This window comes from Nocardioides alkalitolerans DSM 16699 (genome assembly GCF_000426525.1).
In the GTDB taxonomy this organism is placed as follows: domain Bacteria; phylum Actinomycetota; class Actinomycetes; order Propionibacteriales; family Nocardioidaceae; genus Nocardioides; species Nocardioides alkalitolerans.
The window spans coordinates 350,562-368,496 of the sequence record NZ_KE384533.1; the positions used below are offsets into that span (position 1 = coordinate 350,562).

Below are 17,935 nucleotides of genomic sequence, written 5' to 3' on the forward strand. Positions count from 1 at the left end.
TCCTGAGACCCCGGAGGCCCCCGCGCCGAAGCCCGCCACCAGCGGCCCGACGCCGGGCACCTCCATCCCCACCGGTGGCTCGCTCTTCGACATCGTCGCCCCGGAGACCCCGGCCCCCGCCGTGAAGGCGGAGTCCGCTCCGAAGGCGGACCCCGCCGCCCCGGCAGCGGAGGTCGCGGACGAGGCCGAGCCGCAGCCGGCGGCCGAGCCCGAGCCGACGGTCACCGAGGAGCCCGAGGCGACGGTCACCGAGAAGGCCGAGGCGCCTGCGCCGAAGCCCGCCGCCAGCAGGCCGACGCCGGGCACCTCCATCCCCGAGGGCGGCTCGCTCTTCGACATCGTCGCTCCGGAGGCCCCGGCCCCCACAGCGGCGGCCGAGGTCGCCCCGGAGCCCGAGCCCGAGCCGGAGCCGGAGGCAGCCGTCACCGAGGCCGAGGAGGCCACCCCGGCAGCCCAGGACAGCGTCGAGGTCACCGAGCCGGAGCCGTCCGAGGCGGAGCCCGAGCCGGCGGACGAGGCCCCGACCGTCGAGCCCGACGCCACGGAGCCCGAGCCCGAGGAGAAGCCGAAGCCGACGTCCAGCGGCGCGACGAACGAGCCGCGCACCGACGTCGACATCCACGGGAGCAGCTCGCTCTTCGACCTCTGAGCAAGCCTCACCCGATCGGGGTGATCCGGTGCCACCTCATGGCACCGGATCACCCCGATGGTCATTTCGCCCCGCCCCCGATCGCTCAGCCCCAGCCCCCACCCCGTGTAACGCGGTGTCCAGGCGTCTGAGTGCGCGTTCTTACGCGTGTGCAGTAGCCCGGACACCGCGTTACACGGGCGGACGGGCGAGGACGACTCAGGCCCGGCTGCGGCGGGCGACGTACGCGCCGCAGGCGAGGGCGGCGAGGAGCAGTCCCGCGACCCACACGACGACGCCGTCCCAGCCGGCGCCGCCCCACGCCGTACCGACCCAGGCGCCGAAGAGGCTGGACCCCGCGTAGTAGCCGCAGACGTAGAGCGCGCTGGCCTGGGTGGCGTGGGGGCCGGCGAGCTGGGGCGCCCAGCCGCTGGCCACCGCGTGGGCGGCGAAGAAGCCGGCCGTGAGCACGACGAGCCCGACGACGACGAGGGGCAGCACGTCGGGCACCGTGAGCAGCAGGCCGCCGAGCATGACGAGCACGCCGCCCAGGAGCACGGTGGGGCGTCCCACGCGGTCGGCGGCGAAACCGGCGACGGCGGACGACGCCGTACCCGCCAGGTAGGCCAGGAACACGAGCCCCACGATGGCCACGGGGAGCGCGAACGGCTCCTCGACGAGCCGGAACGTGAGGTAGTTGTAGACGGCGACGAAACCGCCCATGAGCAGGAACGGGATGGCCACGAGCGCCAGCACCGCGGGGTCGCGCAGCAGGGCGCGGAAGGCCCGGGGGCGTACGGCGCCCGCCCGCCGCCCGGCGGGCCGGTCGTTGACCGCCGGGGGCAGGAGCCACCAGAACGCCGCCGTCGCGGCGAGGGCGGCCGCGGCGAGCAGGGCCAGCCCGAGGCGCCACGAGCCCAGGTCGGCGACGCCCGCGGTGACGAGCCGGCCACCGACACCGCCGAGCGAGTTGCCGGCGACGTAGAGGCCCATCGCCCCACCGATGCCGCTCGGGTGCACCTCGGCGCCCACGTGGCCCATCGCCACCGCGACGACGCCGGCGAGCACGAGACCGAGCAGGCCGCGCAGGGTGACGAGCACCCCGAGGGTCGGGGCGACCGAGCAGGCGAGGGCGAGGGCCGTGGCGAGCAGGAGGCCGGCGCGCATCGTCCGGACCCGGCCCCACCGCAGCGCCATCGCCGTCACGGGTACGACGGCCACCGCCAGCGCACCGGTGCTGGCCGAGACCGTCAGGGCCGCGGTGGCCGGGTCCGCGTCGTACGCGACCGCGATCTCGGGCAGCACGGGCTGGGTGGCGTAGAGCATCCCGAACGCGGCGAGCCCGGCGCAGAGCATCGCGAGGTTGAGGCGGCGGTACTCCGGGGAGCCCGGTCGGTGCCGCTGCACCCCGGTCCCGTCGTCCACCACCCGGCCAGGATCCCAGCCGCCTGGGAGCGCCTCCCCACCCGGGGTGGTCCTGGTCGTCGAGGGCCTCAGCCCTTCATCGCCACGCCCTCGCGCCAGTAGCCCATGAAGGCCACCTGGCGCCGGTCGATGCCGAGGTCCTTCACGAGGCGTCGTCGCAGGCCGGTGACGAGTCGCGACTCGCCCGCGATCCAGGCGTAGAGGCCGGCGTAGGGGCCGTCGACGGCCGTCGCGGTGGCGTCGGCCACCTCCTCACCCGCCCCGGAGAAGACGGGCGTCTCCCAGACGAGGTCCTCCCCGTCGTCCTCGACCGGCTCGGCGTCGTCGACGCCGGCCTCGTGCGCCAGCCGCGCCGCGTGGGCGTCGGCGGTGCGGTCGAGCCGCTCCAGCACCCGGTCGACGATCGCCGCGCCGCGCTCGGCGCCGTCGCGGGGCAGCCAGACGACCTCGACACCGGCGGGGCCCACGACGTCGTCGAGCACGTCGTCGGTGCCGGGCACCTCGAGGTACGCCGTGCCGTGGGCGCCGGCGGGGAGGTCGCGGAGCACGCCGTACACGGCCGGGACGGCGGTCTCGTCGGCGACGATCAGCAGGTCCGTGGCGTCGCCCGGCTGCCACTCGATGCCGCCGTAGACATGACCGCGGCGGGGCGCGAGCACCAGCACCCGGTCGCCGACCGTGGCGGCACGGGCCCAGTCGTTGCCGGGACCGGACGACTCGCCGTGCTCCCCGGGGTCGTGCACGACGATGTCGACCACCATGCGGGTGTCGACGCCCTCGCCGACGATGTCCCGGATCGTGTAGGTGCGCATCGAGCCGCGCTCGTCCTCGGGCACGGCGAGCCACGCGCCGTACCAGTCCTCGGTCGGCTCGATCACCGGCAGCCGCCCGCCCACGCCCGGGAAGACGAGCTTGATGCGCTGGTCGAGGATGGGGCCGTCCGGGCCGAGCTCGGCGAACGAGTCCGCGCCCAGCTCGACCCGCACGAACGACGGGGAGACACGACGGACGGCGCGCACCTCGGCCACGTCGAGGATGGTCGGGAGGCTCACTGGTTCTCCTTCATGTTGTCGAGGGCCACGACGGCACCGCGGGCCGGGCGACGCCCGACGGGCAGCACCAGCGGCGTGTGGGAGACCGGGTCGGTGATGACCCGGTTCTCGAGCCCGAAGACCTCCAGCACGACGCCCTCGGTGACGACCTGCTCGGGCGTGCCCTCCGCCACGATCCGGCCCTCCTTGAGGGCCACGAGGTGGTCGGCGTAGCGCGCCGAGAGGTTGAGGTCGTGGAGCACCATCACGATGGTCGTACCGGCGCGGGTGTTGAGCTCGTGGAGCAGGTCGAGCATCTCGACCTGGTGGGCGACGTCGAGGTACGTCGTGGGCTCGTCGAGCAGCAGCAGGTCGGTGCCCTGCGCCAGGGCCATGGCGATCCACACCCGCTGGCGCTGGCCGCCGGAGAGCTCGTCGACGATCCGCTCGGCCAGGTCGGTCGTGTCGGTGAGGGCGAGCGCCTCGGCCACCGCCGCGTCGTCCTCGGCGCCCCAGCGCCGGAAGGCGCTCTGGTGGGGATGCCGACCGCGGCCGACGAGGTCGACCACGGTGACGCCCTCGGGCGCGATCGGGTTCTGCGGCAGCAGACCGATGCGCTGGGCCACCTTCTTGGTGGGCAGCGTGTGCACGGCCTCGCCGTCCAGCAGCACCGCGCCGCCGCGCGGGCGCAGCAGGCGGGCCATGCCCCGCAGGAGCGTCGACTTGCCGCAGCCGTTGCCGCCGACGATGACGGTGACCTTGCCGTCGGGGATCGCGACGGTGAGGTCGTGCACGATCGTGCGGTCGTCGTAGCCGAGCGAGACGCCGTCGGCGCACAGCCGGGTCGGGGCGCTCTCGGAGCCGGTCAGGGGCGTGGCCGCGCTCATCGCGGACTCCTTCCACTGGCCCCTCGGGCCATGAGCCAGAGGAGGAACGGGGCACCGACGGCGCCGGTGATGACGCCGGCGGGCATCTTGACCCCGCCGATCAGGTACTGGCCGACGTAGTCGGCGCCGAGCAGGATGGCCGCGCCCACGAGGGCGGCGCCCGCGATGCTGGTGCGCCCCTTGTTGAGACCCCGCGCGATCGGTCCCGAGAGGAACGCGAGGAAGGCGACCGGGCCGGCGGCGGCCACCCCGGCCGCCACGAGCAGCACCGCCACGAGCATGAGCAGCTCGCTGCGACGTGGGGTGACGCCGAGCCCGGACGCGGCGTCCGTCCCCAGCTCCGTCACGCGCAACGCGGCCGCCGACCACCACAGCAGGGGGAGCAGCACCACCAGGACGATGACGATGGTGCGCACGCGCGACCAGTCGGCGTCGTTGAGGCTGCCCGACAGCCAGCGCAGGGCGAGCTGGGCGTCCCAGATGGCGGCCCGGCTGAACAGGTAGTGGATGACGGCGAGGAGCGCGGCCCCGGTGCCGACGCCGACGAGCACGAGCCGGAAACCCCCCGCACCGCCGGCCACCCAGCGCACGAGCAGCGCGGTGGCCACCGCTCCGATCGCCGCCGCCAGCGCGACCGCGTCGCCCCGCAGGTCGAACGTCAGCAGCGCCACGACGGCCGCTGCACTCGCGCCCGTGCTGATGCCGATGATGTCCGGGCTCGCCAGGGGGTTGCGCAGCGTCGTCTGGAACACGGCCCCGCCGGCGCCGAAGCAGAGGCCCACGAAGACGGCGAGGAGCGCGCGGGGCAGCTTGGACTCGGTGAAGATGTACGCCGCGGTCGGGTTCCCGATGTCGCCGCCGAACGCCAGCACCGCCGCGTCGGGCAGCGTGAACGTGTAGGAGCCGAGCAGCAGGTTGACCAGGAACAGGGTCGTCACGGCCGCGGCGAGGCCGAGCAGGACGACGCCGTGGCGGCGGCGCGGGACCCGGCGGGCGCGGCGCACCCGCTCGATGTCCGGACCGGGTGCGGTACGTCGGGGGCTCGCCGTGGTCGTCTCGTCGAGGGCGGTCACAGGCTTCCCAACCTTCCACGACGGATCATCACGAGGAACACGGGTGCGCCGATGACGGCGATCATCACGCCCACCTCGATCTCGCCCGGCGGCAGCAGCACCCGGCCCAGCGCGTCGGCACCGACCATCAGCGCGGCGCCCCAGGCGGCGCTGAAGGGCAGCACCCGGGCGTAGTCGCCGCCGACCTGCATCCGCACCAGGTGCGGCACGAGGAGGCCGAGGAAGACGATCGGACCGGCGACCGCGACCGAGGCGCCGACGAGCAGCATCAGGGCGACCCCGACGACGGCCCGGTCGCGACCGGTCTTCCGGCCGAGGCCCTTGGCGAGGTCGTCGCCGAGCGCGAGGGCGTTGAGGATCCGAGCGCTCGCGAGCGCGAGCACGATGCCGGCGAGCACGAAGGGCAGGGCGGTGAGCACGACGTCCTGCTCCTTGCCGGCCACGCTGCCGATCTGCCAGCGGCGGATGGCCTGCAGCGTGTCGCGGTTCGTGAGCAGCACGCCCGTGGTCCAGCTCGTCAGCGCCGCCGTGAGGGCGGCGCCGGCGATCACGAGCTTCGCGGGCGTCGCGCCGCCGCGGCCGATGCTCGCGACGAGGTGCACCCCGAGGGCGGCCAGTCCCGCACCGACGAAGCCGAACCAGATGTACTCCGAGAAGCCCGACGCTCCGAGGTAGGTGATGCCGACGACCATCGCGAAGGCCGCGCCGGCGTTGATGCCGAGCAGTCCCGTGTCGGCGAGCGGGTTGCGCGTCAGGCCCTGGATGGCCGCGCCGGCGACGCCGAAGGCGGCGCCGAGGAGCAGGCCGACCCCGGTGCGGAGCAACCGCGCCTCCATGAAGACGTGGTCCGGGTGGTCCCCGTCGAACAGCGCGGCGAGCGGCACGTGGCGCGAGCCCAGGAGGAGCGAGGCGACGCAGACGACGACGAGCGCCGCGAGGACGATCGCGACGCTCGTCGTGAGTCCGAGGCGTGCTCGGGTGTTCCGTGCCCGGCCGGCTGTGGCGGTCCGGCCGGGCAGGTCGGGAGGAGCCTGTGCGGTCACACGCTCAGAGCTCGCCGGTCGTCGGTCACGTCTGCGGCTGGCCGTCGACGGCCAGCGCGAGCTTCGGGATGAAGTTCTCCATCACGTACTCGAGCGCCAGCGGCGACGGTGCGGAGAGCCCGGCCGAGTCGGCGGGCGTGATCGAGATCAGCGTGTTGCCGGCCGCGACCGGCGGGATCTGCGAGACGAGCGGGTTCGCGACCAGCTGGGCCGCCTCCTCCTCCGAGGTGGCGTACGCGATGAACACGTCGGCCTCGAGCTCGGCGGCACGCTCCAGCGAGACGTCGAAGTAGAAGACGTCGTCGGCGCCCTCCGCGATGATCGGCGGGTTGACCATGCCCATCTCCTCGAGGATCCGGGGACGGTTGTCGACGCTGGTGTAGAGACCGACCTTGGAGAGGTCCGTGGCGTCGAAGTAGCCCCACAGGAACGAGGCGCCCTCGAGCTGGGGGTGCTCGGCGACGGTGTCCGTGAGCAGCTGCTCGGTCTCCTCGGTCACGTCGGCGGCCAGCTCGGCCCGGCCGAGCGCCTCCCCGACCATCTCGAGCGACTCCTGCCACGTGGTGGTCCACTGGACGCCCGGGTAGCCGACGACCGGGATGCCGGCGTCCATCAGCTCGTTGAAGTCGTCCTCGGTGATGCCCGAGTTCGTCGCCAGCACCACGTCGGGCTCGAGCGCGATGATCTCGTCGACCGGCGTGCCGTCGGTCGTGTCGAGCAGCTGCGGGTCCTCGGCCCCCTCGATCTCGGCGAAGGCCTCGTCGAACCACAGCGTCCGGCCCTCGTCGCCGCCGGCCCAGTCGTTGCGCTCGATCGCGATCGGCGCGACGCCGAGCGAGAGGGCGACCTCGGAGTCGGGACCCAGGGCGACGACCCGCTCGGGCACGTCGTCGATGGTCACCTCGCCGAAGCTGGTGTCGATGCTGACCGGGAAGACCTCGGCGTCGGCCGACGTGTTCGCGGTCGGGTCGGCCGCGTTGTCCGCGGTGGAGGAGCCCGTGGAGCAGGCGGTGAGGCCGACGAGGGTCACGCCGGCGGCGGCGACGAGGGCCGACGTACGACGGAGGGGGAGCTTGCGCAACGAGCTGTCCTAACGAGGGGGGATGACAACCCCACGGACGCTACTAAGGCCAGCCTTACCTGTGCAAGCCCTCGCGAGACCGCATCACGGCCCCGGACAGTGACTGCCGTCACGTCCGACCCCGCGCGGAGCGCCCCTCAGATCTCCGTGCGGTGGAAGTTCTGGAACGACCGCGACGCCGTCGGGCCCCGCTGACCCTGGTAGCGGGAGCCGTAGCGCTCCGACCCGTACGGGTGCTGCGCGGCCGACGTCAGGCGGAAGAAGCAGAGCTGGCCGATCTTCATCCCCGGCCACAGCTTGATCGGCAGGTTGGCGACGTTGGCGAGCTCGAGCGTCACGTGGCCCGAGAAGCCGGGGTCGATGAAGCCGGCCGTCGAGTGGGTGAGCAGGCCGAGCCGGCCCAGCGACGACTTGCCCTCGAGCCGCGCCGCGATGTCGTCGGGCAGGCCCACGACCTCGTACGTCGAGCCGAGCACGAACTCCCCGGGGTGGAGGATGAACGGCTCCTGCCCCACCGGCTCGACCGGGCGCGTGAGGTCCGGCTGGTCCTCGGCGGGGTCGATGTGGGGGTAGAGGTGGTTGTCGAACACCCGGAAGAAGCGGTCGAGCCGTACGTCGACCGACGACGGCTGCACCATGTCGGGCTCGAACGGGTCGAGGGAGACACGACCTGCGTCGATCTCGGCCAGGATGTCGCGGTCGGAGAGCAGCACGCGCCCAACCTAGGCCATGTAGGCCGCTTCCGATCCGTGCACTGCACAATGAAGCCATGCCTACCGCGCCGCCGTACCACCGCTTCGTCGCCCTCGGGGACTCCTTCACGGAGGGTGTCGGCGACCACGACCCCACCCGCGCCAACGGCGTGCGGGGCTGGGCCGACCGGGTGGCGGAGGCCCTGGCGCGCCAGACGGACGACTTCGCCTACGCGAACCTCGCGATCCGCGGCCGCAAGCTGCTGGGCATCCTCGACGAGCAGGTCGACCCCGCCCTCGCGCTCGCGCCCGACCTCGTCACGATCTACGCCGGCGCCAACGACATCGTGCGCCCGAAGGTCGACCTCGACACGTTGGCCGAGGCGTACGACGTCGCCGTGGGCCGCCTCACCGCCACCGGCGCCCAGGTCGTGCTCTTCACCGCGTTCGACCCCGGCAACGGCGGCATCTACGCCCCCATCCGCGGCCGGTTCGCCCTCTACAACGAGCACGTCCGCGTCATCGCCGACCGCCACGGGGCGACCGTCGCCGACTCGTGGCGCATGGCCCACCGCCTGCCCGACGGCGTCGTCGCGAGCGACGCCCGCCTCTGGGACGTCGACCGCATGCACCTGGGGCCCGCCGGCCACCAGCTCGTCGCGATCATGGTGCTCGACGCGCTCGGCGTCACCCACGACCTGGAGCCGCTGCCGCTCGACGACCTCGCCGACGTGAGCCGCCTCGAGCGCCTCCGGGCCGACGCCGCGTGGACCAGGGGGTTCCTCGTCCCCTGGATCCAGCGCCGGCTCACCGGACGGTCGTCGGGCGACTCGATCAGCCCTCGACGCCCCGGGCTGGCCCCGGTCGAGTAGCATTCCCTGCGGTCGTCGGTCAGCCGACGTCCATGCGGACGTAGCTCAGTTGGTAGAGCGCGACCTTCCCAAGGTCGATGTCGCGAGTTCGAGTCTCGTCGTCCGCTCCATGTCCTCACCCACCTTCGGCGGCTTCCCCGAGGCCGCGCTCGACTTCTACGACGACCTCGAGCTCGACAACACCCGCAGCTTCTGGCTGGCCCACAAGCAGCAGTACGACGACGCGGTGCGCGCCCCGATGCTCGCCCTGACCGCGGCGCTCGAGCCGGAGTTCGGGGCCGCCAAGGTGTTCCGCCCCTACCGCGACGTCCGCTTCCGCACCGACAAGACGCCGTACAAGACGCACCAGGGCGCGTTCGTCGCGGCCGGTCCCTCCTGCGGCTGGTACGTCCAGGTGTCGGCCCGCGGCGTCAACGTCGGCGGCGGCTTCTACCGGGCGGACGCCCCCCACCTCGCGCGCTTCCGGGCGTACGCCGCGGACCCCGACACCGGACCGCTGCTCGAGGAGATGCTCGCCGACCTCCAGGCCGACGGCTGGAGCCTCGGCGGCGACCGGCTGAAGACCTCGCCGCGCGGCTACAGCGGCGACCACCCGCGCATCGGGCTGCTGCGCCACCGGTCGGTGACGCTCAACCGGGACTACGGCTTCGAGCCCACGACGATCGGCGTGCCGGCGCTGCTCGACGACGTACGACGCGACTGGCAGGCCCTGCGCCCGCTGGTGGAGACCCTCGCCGAGGTGCTCGAGGACCCGTTCGCCCCCGACGTCGACTGAGTCGTCGACCGAGCCGTCGACCGGGCGCTCAGCGCGTCTGCCAGGCGTCCTCGTCGGCGGTGCGCCGCGTGACGACCTCGGGCAGCTCGCCGGTGGCGAGCTGGGCGATGGTGACGTTCTCGAAGACGTCGCGCAGCGAGTGGCGCGCGGCGATCCACACGTGCTGGAGCACGGCGGCCGAGTCGTTGTAGGTGACCGACTCCGGGCGCAGGCCGTAGACGGAGACGAGCGGGCCGTCGACGGCGCGGATGACGTCGGCCACGGAGATCTCGGCGGCGGCGCGCTGGAGCCGCCACCCGCCGTACTGGCCCCGCTGCGACACGACCACGCCGGAGCGGCGCAGGTCGGCGAGGATCGCCTGGAGGAAGCCGTGCGGGATCTCCTGCAGCCGGCCCAGCTCCTCGGCGCTCACGGGCCGTCCGTCGTCGCGTCCCGCCATCTCGATGAGCGCCCGGAGGGCGTAGTCGGACTTGGCAGAGACGCGCATGCGGCGATTCTGTCAGACGCGACGCCCGTCACGACCGCAGGCGGCGGGTCGGACGGGCGGTCAGGTGGTCGCGGGCTCGCGCTCGCCGGCCCGGGCGGCCTCGAGCCGGCGGGCGATCCGCTCGTGCTTCACGGCCCAGGCGATGCCGCCGATCCACAGCACGGCGAGCGTCCCGGTCACGGCGCCGACCTGGCCGCCGCTCGCGCCGAGCACCTCGGCGATCGTCTTGGAGTTGGTCACCACGATGAGGCCGCCGGCCGCGACGCCGAGCACGCGGGCCGGGAGGATCTTGACCAGGTACGCCGCGATCGGCGCCGCGACGACGCCGCCCGCGAGGAGCGCGATCGCGTAGCCCCACTCGATGCCCGCGGCCCCGAGGCCGAGGAGGAACCCGAGCGAGCCGCCCACGGCGACCACGAACTCGGACGTGTCGATCGAGCCGACGACCTTGCGGGGCTCGAGGCGACCCGACGAGAGCAGGGACGTGGTGCCGACCGGGCCCCAGCCGCCGCCGCCGATCGCGTCGAGCGCGCCGCCGAAGAACCCCATGGGTACGAGGAAGCCCGCTCCGGGCCGGCCCTTGAACGTCGGACGGCGGCCGCCGAGCACCAGGAACCGGAAGATCACGTAGAGGCCGAGGGCCAGCAGGATGCCGGCGACCCACGGCTTGGCGACGTCGGCCGGCAGCGAGACGAGGAACGTGGCCCCGATGAAGGCGCCGACGAACCCGGGGCCGGCCAGGATCGACACGGTCCGCCAGTCGACGTTGCCGAGCTTGTGGTGGGAGAAGCCGGAGACGAGCGAGGTGCCGATCTCGGAGAAGTGCACGGCCGCCGACGCCGCGGCCGGGGCGACCCCGACGGCGAGGAGCAGCGTCGACGACGTCACGCCGTACGCCATGCCGAGCGACCCGTCGATGAGCTGGGCGAGGAAGCCGACGACGCCCAGCACGATCAGCTTGCGCACGGCGGGTCTCCTCGTTCGGCGGTCCCGGGGCCGATGTCGACCGCAGGAGGTATCTCGACCAGAAAACCTAGGTTAGGAGCCCCACCCGGACGCGTCGCGTTCGCATCCCGAGACATCCCGACGGGGCGCAGCCCGGGAGGGCGGCGCCAGAACGTGACCGATCAGCCGCGACCAGTTCGTCGGTTCGACTTGAAATTGCCGCGCACCCTGAGGATGATTGAAGTTACTGGCCGGTAGCGATTGCGTCGGCCCACCCCGCACTCCTGAGAAGGTGGATGTAGTGAGCCACTACAAGAGCAACCTCCGCGACATCGAGTTCAACCTGTTCGAGGTGCTCGGCCGCGACGAGATCCTCGGCACCGGCCCGTTCGAGGACCTCGACGGCGAGACCGCCCGGTCGATCCTGGCCGAGGTCGAGCGGCTCTCCCGCGAGGACCTCGCCGCGTCGTACGACGACAGCGACCGCAACCCGCCGGTCTTCGACCCCGCGACCAACACCGCGCCGGTCCCGGCCAGCTTCAAGAAGAGCTACGACGCGTGGATGGACGCCGAGTGGTGGCGCCTGCAGACCACCGAGGAGCTCGGCGGCCAGAAGGCCCCCGCCTCGCTGGTGTGGGCGCTCGGCGAGTTCGTGCTCGGCTCCAACGCGCCGATCTGGATGTACGCCGCCGGTCCCGCCTTCGCCGGCATCGTGCACCGCAACGGCACCGACCGCGACAAGCGCATCGCGCAGCTCATGATCGACAAGCGCTGGGGCGCCACGATGGTGCTGACCGAGCCCGACGCGGGCTCCGACGTCGGTGCCGGCCGCTCGAAGGCCACCCCGAACGAGGACGGCTCCTGGAACATCGAGGGCGTCAAGCGCTTCATCACCTCGGCCGAGTCCGACCTGCAGGACAACATCATCCACCTCGTGCTGGCCCGCCCCGCGGGCGTCGAGGGCGTCGGCGGACCCGGCACCAAGGGCCTCAGCCTCTTCGTCGTGCCGAAGTACCACTTCGACCACGAGACGGGCGAGCTGACCGGCGAGCGCAACGGCGTCTACGTCACGAACGTCGAGCACAAGATGGGCATCAAGGTCTCCAACACGTGCGAGGTCACCTTCGGCGACCCGCAGGTCGGCGGCGGCGAGCCCGCCCGGGGCTGGCTGCTCGGCGAGGTCCACGACGGCATCGCGCAGATGTTCCAGGTCATCGAGAACGCCCGCATGATGGTCGGCACGAAGGCCATCGCGACCCTCTCGACCGGCTACCTCAACGCGCTCGACTACGCCAAGAGCCGCGTCCAGGGCGCCGACCTCACCAACTCGGCCAAGACCGCGCCGCGCGTCACCATCACGCACCACCCCGACGTACGCCGCTCGCTCATGACGCAGAAGTCGTTCGCCGAGGCCATGCGGTCGCTCGTGCTCTACACCGCCTCGTGGCAGGACCGCGTGCTCATCGCCGAGGCGGCGGGCGAGCGCGACGAGATCGCCGAGAAGGTCAACGACCTGCTCCTGCCGATCGTGAAGGGCTACGGCTCGGAGCGCTCGTGGGTGCTCCTCGGCACGGAGTCGCTGCAGACGTACGGCGGGTCGGGCTTCCTGCAGGAGTACCCGATCGAGCAGTACGTCCGCGACGCCAAGATCGACACCCTCTACGAAGGCACCACCGCGATCCAGGGCCAGGACTTCTTCTTCCGCAAGATCGTCAAGGACCAGGGCACCGCGCTCGGCCACCTCGCCGGCGAGATCAAGGCCTTCATCGAGTCGGAGGCCGGCAACGGTCGCCTGAAGACGGAGCGTGAACTGCTCGCCACCGCGCTCGACGACGCCAACGCGCTCGTCGGCCTGATGATCAACGACCTCATGTCGGCCGACGCCTCGTCGGGCGGCGACATCCGCAACGTCTACAAGGTCGGCCTCAACACCACGCGCCTGCTCATGGCGCTGGGCGACGTCGTCTGCGGCTGGCTGCTGCTCCGCGGCGCAGAGGTCGCGCTCGGTGCGCTCGCCGGCGACCCGGGCAAGGACAAGGCGTTCTACGAGGGCAAGATCGCGGCGGCGCAGTTCTTCGCGCAGACGAACCTGCCCCGCATCTCCGCCGAGCGGAAGATCGCCGAGGCCGTCGACCTCTCCCTGATGGACCTCGACGAGTCCTCCTTCTGAGGCACCTGCACCACCCAGCACGTACGACGACGGCCCCGGGCGCTCCGCCCGGGGCCGTTGCCGGTTTCACCGGCTAGGTGACGAACCCGGCACCTGTCACGCGAACCTTCGTGCGCCAGGTGCCGGTTTCACCGGCTAGCCGGTGAAACCGGCGCAGCCTCCCGCACCGCCCCCGTCAACCGGCCGATCAGCTCGGACGAGATCCGCCAGCGCTGCCAGTAGAGCGGTACGACGAGCGGGCGCCCCGGCGACAGCTCGACGACGTCGTCGCCGCGCCGTCGGGCGGCCGCGAGCTGGCCGTCGAGGTACATGCCCCAGCCCAGCCCCCGGCGCACCGCCTCGGCGAAGTCGACGGTGGTCGGCACGCGGTGCACCACCACGGGCTCCGGCCTCCCCGTGGCGCGCAGCCACTCGTGCTGCAGGTCGTCGATCTCGTTGAACCGCACCATGGGCACGCCTCGCCAGTCGACCGCGTCCGGTCCCCCGGCCCGCGCGAGCAGCGACGCGTCGACGACGGGGTGGTAGCTCAGCGACCCGATGGCCTCGACGCTGCAGCCCTGCACGGGGTGGGCGTCGGAGGTGACCGCGGCGAGCACCTTGCCGTCGCGCAGCAGCCGCGCCGAGTGGGCCTGGTCCTCGACGAACAGCTCGAGCGCGACACCCTCCCAGGTGGCGACGGCGTCGAACACGTCGCGGAACCAGGTGGCGAGCGAGTCGGCGTTCACCGCGACGGCCACCCGCCGTACGCCCGACGAGCCACCCAGCCGCTCGGCCGCCTCGGCGCCCATCAGGGCGGTCTGCCGTCCCAGCGCGGCCAGCACCTCGCCCGCCTCCGTCGCCCGGCACGGCAGCGACCTCGTCACCAGCACCTGGCCCACCTGGGTCTCGAGCGCGCGGATCCGCTGGCTGACCGCCGATGGCGTCACGTGCAGCGCACCGGCCGCCGCGTCGAAGGTGCCGTGGTCGAGCACGGCCACGAGGGCCGCCAGCTGGGCGGGTGGGTACATGAAGCAACGCTAAGGCATCGCCAGATTCATTCGCTTCCCTGCAGAGCGCCGCGACCCTAGCGTCGTCGGCGTGGACCTCCTGCCCGCCGGCGCCACCGGCACCCTCCTCACCGGCCTCCTGACCGGCCTCACCCTCATCGTCGCCATCGGCGCGCAGAACGCGTTCGTCCTGCGCCAGGGGGTCCTGCGGCGGCACGTCGGGCCGGTCGTGGCGGTCTGCGCCGTGTCGGACGCCGTGCTCATCACGGCCGGCGTCGCAGGCTTCGGCACCCTGGTCACGGCCGCGCCCGCGCTGCTCGAGGTGGCGCGGTGGGGCGGGGTGGCGTTCCTCGTGACGTACGGCGTGCTCGCCCTGCGGCGCGCGGGCAGCGGCGCGGCGCTCACCACCGACCAGGCGGCCGGCTCCGTCGCGGGCGCCGTCGGCGGCACCGCCACCCGCGCCCTGCTGACGGCCGCGGCGCTGACGTGGCTCAACCCGCACGTCTACCTCGACACCCTGCTCATGCTCGGGTCGGTCGCGCAGCACGAGGGCCCCACCCTGCGCTGGTGGTTCGCGGGCGGCGCCGTGGCCGCGAGCCTCGTGTGGTTCACGCTGCTGGGGTACGGCGCCTCGCGCGCCCACCGCGTGCTGGGACGGCCCGGAACGTGGCGGGTCGTGGAGCTGCTCATCGGCGTCGTGATGCTCGCGGTCGCCGCCCGGTTGGCGCTGCACGCGCCTGCGTGAGACCGGCCCGGGGTACTGGGACGTCGTCGATGGGAGCCACTCCCCATGGCTGTTCGTGGTCGCTGCGGGGCGGCGGCGGGCGTGGCGCTCTCGACTAGGATGGAGCCGATCCCCCGACCTTCCGTTGCCCCCCTCCGCTGCCGCACTCCACCGGCCGCGCCGACCACGAAGGCCGCACCACGTGCTCGCAGTCGTCCTCGCCCACTTCGTCGCTGCCATGATGGCGCCCGCGCTCGTCCGCCTCCTCGGCCGACGGGCGTTCCTGGCGCTGGCGCTCGTCCCCCTCGTCACCACCGTCTGGGCCTTCAGCCTGTACGGCGACGTGCGCGACGGCGGCACGGTCACGACCGTCGTCCGCTGGGTGCCCGGCCTCGACCTCGAGCTCGCCTTCGCCGTCGGCACGCTGCAGTGGGTCATGCTGCTGATCGTCGCCGGCATCGGCGTGCTGGTGATGAGCTACTGCGCCTGGTACTTCAAGGACGGCGACAAGGGCCTCGTCATCTTCACGACGAGCTTCACGGCCTTCGTCGGCGCGATGCTCGGTCTCGTCATGTCCGACGACCTGCTCGTGCTCTTCGTGTTCTGGGAGCTCACGACGATCTTCTCCTTCCTGCTCATCGGCTTCGAGCCGACGAAGCGCGCGAGCCGGCTGGCCGCGATGGAGGCGCTCATCGTCACCACGCTCGGCGGCCTGGTGATGTTCGTGGGCATGCTGCTCCTCGGCCAGGAGGCGGGCACCCACCGGATCTCGGAGATCCTGGCCGACCCGCCGAGCGGCACGCCCGTGACGATCGCGATCCTGCTGATGCTGGTCGGCGCGCTGAGCAAGTCGGCGATCTTCCCGTTCCACTTCTGGCTCCCGGGCGCGATGGCGGCGCCGACGCCGGTCAGCGCCTACCTCCACGCCGCGTCGATGGTGAAGGCCGGCATCTACCTCGTCGCGCTGCTCGCCCCCGCGTTCGCGACCGTGCCGGGGTGGCACCTCAGCCTGCTGACGCTGGGCACGGTGACGATGCTGCTCGCGGGCTGGCGGGCGCTGCGCCAGATCGACATCAAGCTGCTGCTCGCGTACGGCACGGTCAGCCAGCTCGGCTTCCTCACCGTGATCTTCGCGATCGGGTCGCAGACGGCGGCCCTCGCCGGCCTCGCCGTGCTGCTGGGCCACGCGCTCTTCAAGGCCACCCTCTTCCTCGTGGTCGGCATCGTCGACAAGCAGACGGGCACGCGCGACCTCCACGAGCTCTCCGGGGTGGGCCGGGCGATGCCCGCCGTGGCCGCCGCCGCCGTGCTCGCCGGGTTCTCGATGGCGGGCATCCCGCCGCTGCTCGGCTTCGTGGGCAAGGAGACGGTGTTCTCCGGCCTCATCGAGCTCGCCCACGGCGAGACCGCCGGCGTGCCCGGCTGGGCGGGCTGGCTCGTCGTGGCCGGCCTGGTCGCGGGCTCGGCGCTGACGGTCGGCTACACGACCCGCTTCCTCTGGGGCGCGTTCGCCTCCAAGCCCGGCGTCCCCGCGACGAAGGTCAAGCCCCTCAACCCGGCGTTCGCCGTCTCCCCCATCGTGCTCGCCGCGCTGAGCCTCGGCCTCGGCTTCGCGGGCGCCGCCCTCACGACGGCCTTCTCGCCGTACGCCGACACGCTCGTCGCCGGCGAGCACGAGGAGTACCTCGCGCTCTGGCACGGGTTCGGCCTGCCCCTGCTGTTCTCCGTCGTCGCGGTGGTGGGCGGTCTCGCCCTCTTCTGGGTGCGCGAGCCGCTCTGCCGCTTCCAGAAGCGCACCGCGCTGTCGGTGAACGCCGAGGGCGTCTACCGCTTCCTCATGCGCGGCGTCGACCGGATGGCGGTCGAGGTCACCGGTACGTTCCAGCGCGGCTCGGTGGCGGCCTACCTGGCGATCATCCTCGGCGTCGTGCTGCTGCTGCCGGGGTACGCCGTGGTGCGCGGGCTGCTCGGCGACGAGACCCGGATCAACGTGATCGCGTACGACCGGCTGGCCCAGCCGGTGATCGGCGCGGTCATCGTGGTGGCGGCGCTCAGCACGGTCCGGTCGCGACGCCGGATGCGCGCCGTCATCCTCGCCGGTGTCACCGGCTACGGCTGCGCGCTGCTCTTCCTCGTGCACGGCGCCCCCGACATCGCGCTCACCCAGGTGCTCGTCGAGACCGTGAGCCTCGTGGTCTTCGTGCTGGTGCTGCGTCGCCTGCCGGAGCACTTCACGAACCGCCCGCTGAGCCGCCAGCGGTTCTGGCGGATGGGCCTCGCCGCGCTCTTCGCGGTGGCCGTGGCCGGCTTCCTGCTCACCACCGGCAGCGCCCGCGAGGCCGAGCCGATCTCCGCGACGTTCCCGGAGGCGTCCAAGGAGTTCGCCTACGGCAACAACATCGTCAACACCACCCTGGTCGACATGCGCGCCTGGGACACGATGGGCGAGATCGCCGTGCTCGTCGCCGCCGCCACCGGCGTCGCCAGCCTGATCTTCCTCGACACCCGGATGTCGGGCATCCGCCGCGTCTACGACATCCCGTACCCCGAGGGCGTCGAGAAGCAGCCCACCCAGCCCGGCCGTCGCGTCTGGCTCCCGGGCCCGCGCACGATGAGCCCCGACCGGCGCTCGATCATCTTCGAGGTGGTGACGCGGCTGATCTTCCACGTCATCCTCGTGTTCGCCATCTACCTGCTCATCGCCGGCCACAACGAGCCCGGCGGCGGCTTCGCGGCCGGCATGGTGACCGGTCTCGCGCTGATGGTGCGCTACCTGGCCGGCGGCCGCTACGAGCTCGACGAGGCGGCCCCGATCGACGCCGGCATCCTCATCGGCACCGGCCTGTTCATCGCGGCGGCGTCGGGCCTCGGCCCGATGATCTTCGGCGGCACGGTGCTCCAGTCCTACGACACCTACCTGCAGATCCCGCTGCTCGGCGAGATCCACCTCGTGTCGTCCGTCTTCTTCGACATCGGCGTCTACCTCGTGGTGGTGGGACTCATCCTCGACCTGCTCCGCACCTTCGGCTCCCGCCTCGACCGCCAGATCGTGCGGGCCGAGAAGAAGGCCGACGGCAGCCCGGACGACGCGACGACCGAGCAGGCGGTGGTCTGAC

Annotated in this window: 15 protein-coding genes, 1 tRNA gene and 1 pseudogene; 7 read left to right on the plus strand and 10 right to left on the minus strand. The window is 72.7% G+C overall.

Annotated elements, in window-relative coordinates; translation table 11 throughout:
• A pseudogene (locus tag K329_RS29865) lies at positions 1-649 on the plus strand (hypothetical protein); the annotation flags it as partial.
• A 198-nt stretch (positions 650-847) separates the two neighbouring features.
• Here K329_RS29865 and K329_RS0118520 read toward each other — a convergent pair.
• The 7 genes from K329_RS0118520 to dcd all read right to left on the minus strand — a co-directional run bounded on the left by K329_RS0118520 (position 848) and on the right by dcd (position 7,881).
• Entirely contained in the window at positions 848-2,056 is a 1,209-nt protein-coding gene (locus tag K329_RS0118520; RefSeq protein ID WP_028474210.1) for an MFS transporter, read from the minus strand.
• Between the two features lie 65 nt (positions 2,057-2,121).
• Positions 2,122-3,105 (minus strand): siderophore-interacting protein, encoded by a 984-nt coding sequence (locus K329_RS0118525; protein WP_028474211.1) that lies wholly within the window; start codon positions 3,103-3,105, stop codon positions 2,122-2,124.
• Positions 3,102-3,971, minus strand: a complete 870-nt coding sequence (locus K329_RS27935) for an ABC transporter ATP-binding protein (protein ID WP_052337099.1) — start codon at positions 3,969-3,971, stop codon at positions 3,102-3,104. The genes K329_RS0118525 and K329_RS27935 overlap by 4 nt, the downstream gene beginning before the upstream one ends.
• Complete coding sequence (locus K329_RS0118535; RefSeq protein WP_245596603.1) at positions 3,968-5,044, minus strand: FecCD family ABC transporter permease; 1,077 nt, start codon at positions 5,042-5,044, stop codon at positions 3,968-3,970. Before K329_RS0118535 ends, K329_RS27935 begins: the two co-directional genes overlap by 4 nt.
• Positions 5,041-6,087, minus strand: coding sequence for a FecCD family ABC transporter permease (locus K329_RS0118540; protein WP_245596604.1), 1,047 nt, complete (start codon positions 6,085-6,087; stop codon positions 5,041-5,043). The genes K329_RS0118535 and K329_RS0118540 overlap by 4 nt, the downstream gene beginning before the upstream one ends.
• A 25-nt stretch (positions 6,088-6,112) precedes the next feature.
• Complete coding sequence (locus K329_RS0118545; protein WP_028474214.1) at positions 6,113-7,168, minus strand: ABC transporter substrate-binding protein; 1,056 nt, start codon at positions 7,166-7,168, stop codon at positions 6,113-6,115.
• A 137-nt stretch (positions 7,169-7,305) separates the two neighbouring features.
• Positions 7,306-7,881: a dCTP deaminase gene (gene dcd, locus K329_RS0118550; RefSeq protein ID WP_028474215.1), complete on the minus strand. Its 576-nt coding sequence runs from the start codon at positions 7,879-7,881 to the stop codon at positions 7,306-7,308.
• Positions 7,882-7,937: 56 nt separating this feature from the next.
• On the opposite strand from dcd, the gene K329_RS0118555 reads away from it, so the two are divergent.
• The 3 genes from K329_RS0118555 to K329_RS0118565 all read left to right on the plus strand — a co-directional run bounded on the left by K329_RS0118555 (position 7,938) and on the right by K329_RS0118565 (position 9,507).
• Positions 7,938-8,732, plus strand: coding sequence for an SGNH/GDSL hydrolase family protein (locus K329_RS0118555; protein WP_028474216.1), 795 nt, complete (start codon positions 7,938-7,940; stop codon positions 8,730-8,732).
• A 34-nt stretch (positions 8,733-8,766) separates the two neighbouring features.
• Positions 8,767-8,842, plus strand: a tRNA-Gly gene (locus K329_RS0118560).
• On the plus strand, positions 8,842-9,507 hold the full coding sequence (locus K329_RS0118565) for a DUF2461 domain-containing protein (protein ID WP_028474217.1): 666 nt from the start codon (positions 8,842-8,844) through the stop codon (positions 9,505-9,507). Before K329_RS0118560 ends, K329_RS0118565 begins: the two co-directional genes overlap by 1 nt.
• 28 nt (positions 9,508-9,535) lie before the next feature.
• Here K329_RS0118565 and K329_RS0118570 read toward each other — a convergent pair whose 3' ends face one another.
• Both K329_RS0118570 and K329_RS0118575 read right to left on the minus strand, forming a co-directional pair.
• Complete coding sequence (locus K329_RS0118570) at positions 9,536-9,994, minus strand: RrF2 family transcriptional regulator (RefSeq protein ID WP_028474218.1); 459 nt, start codon at positions 9,992-9,994, stop codon at positions 9,536-9,538.
• Between the two features lie 60 nt (positions 9,995-10,054).
• Positions 10,055-10,960: a sulfite exporter TauE/SafE family protein gene (locus K329_RS0118575; protein ID WP_028474219.1), complete on the minus strand. Its 906-nt coding sequence runs from the start codon at positions 10,958-10,960 to the stop codon at positions 10,055-10,057.
• Positions 10,961-11,240: 280 nt separating this feature from the next.
• On the opposite strand from K329_RS0118575, the gene K329_RS0118580 reads away from it, so the two are divergent.
• A complete protein-coding gene (locus K329_RS0118580; protein WP_028474220.1) occupies positions 11,241-13,109 on the plus strand; it encodes an acyl-CoA dehydrogenase in 1,869 nt (622 codons plus the stop codon).
• A gap of 128 nt (positions 13,110-13,237) precedes the next feature.
• On the opposite strand, the gene K329_RS0118585 is transcribed toward K329_RS0118580, so the two are convergent.
• A complete protein-coding gene (locus tag K329_RS0118585; RefSeq protein ID WP_028474221.1) occupies positions 13,238-14,116 on the minus strand; it encodes a LysR family transcriptional regulator ArgP in 879 nt (292 codons plus the stop codon).
• Between the two features lie 70 nt (positions 14,117-14,186).
• Between K329_RS0118585 and K329_RS0118590 the strand changes: the two genes are divergently transcribed.
• On the plus strand, positions 14,187-14,840 hold the full coding sequence (locus tag K329_RS0118590) for a LysE/ArgO family amino acid transporter (RefSeq protein WP_052337100.1): 654 nt from the start codon (positions 14,187-14,189) through the stop codon (positions 14,838-14,840).
• A gap of 181 nt (positions 14,841-15,021) precedes the next feature.
• Positions 15,022-17,934 carry a Na+/H+ antiporter subunit A gene (locus K329_RS0118595; RefSeq protein WP_028474223.1) on the plus strand — a complete coding sequence of 971 codons (2,913 nt, stop codon included), beginning with the start codon at positions 15,022-15,024 and terminating at the stop codon, positions 17,932-17,934.
• Position 17,935: the final 1 nt, after the last annotated feature.

Bases quoted from the DNA above. Each gene is read 5' to 3' on its own strand.
- K329_RS27935 (WP_052337099.1), bottom strand. From the start codon at position 3,971: ATGAGCGCGGCCACGCCCCTGACCGGCTCCGAGAGCGCCCCGACCCGG.
- K329_RS0118555 (WP_028474216.1), top strand. From the start codon at position 7,938: ATGCCTACCGCGCCGCCGTACCACCGCTTCGTCGCCCTCGGGGACTCC.
- K329_RS0118565 (WP_028474217.1), top strand. From the start codon at position 8,842: ATGTCCTCACCCACCTTCGGCGGCTTCCCCGAGGCCGCGCTCGACTTC.
- K329_RS0118570 (WP_028474218.1), bottom strand. From the start codon at position 9,994: ATGCGCGTCTCTGCCAAGTCCGACTACGCCCTCCGGGCGCTCATCGAG.
- K329_RS0118585 (WP_028474221.1), bottom strand. From the start codon at position 14,116: ATGTACCCACCCGCCCAGCTGGCGGCCCTCGTGGCCGTGCTCGACCAC.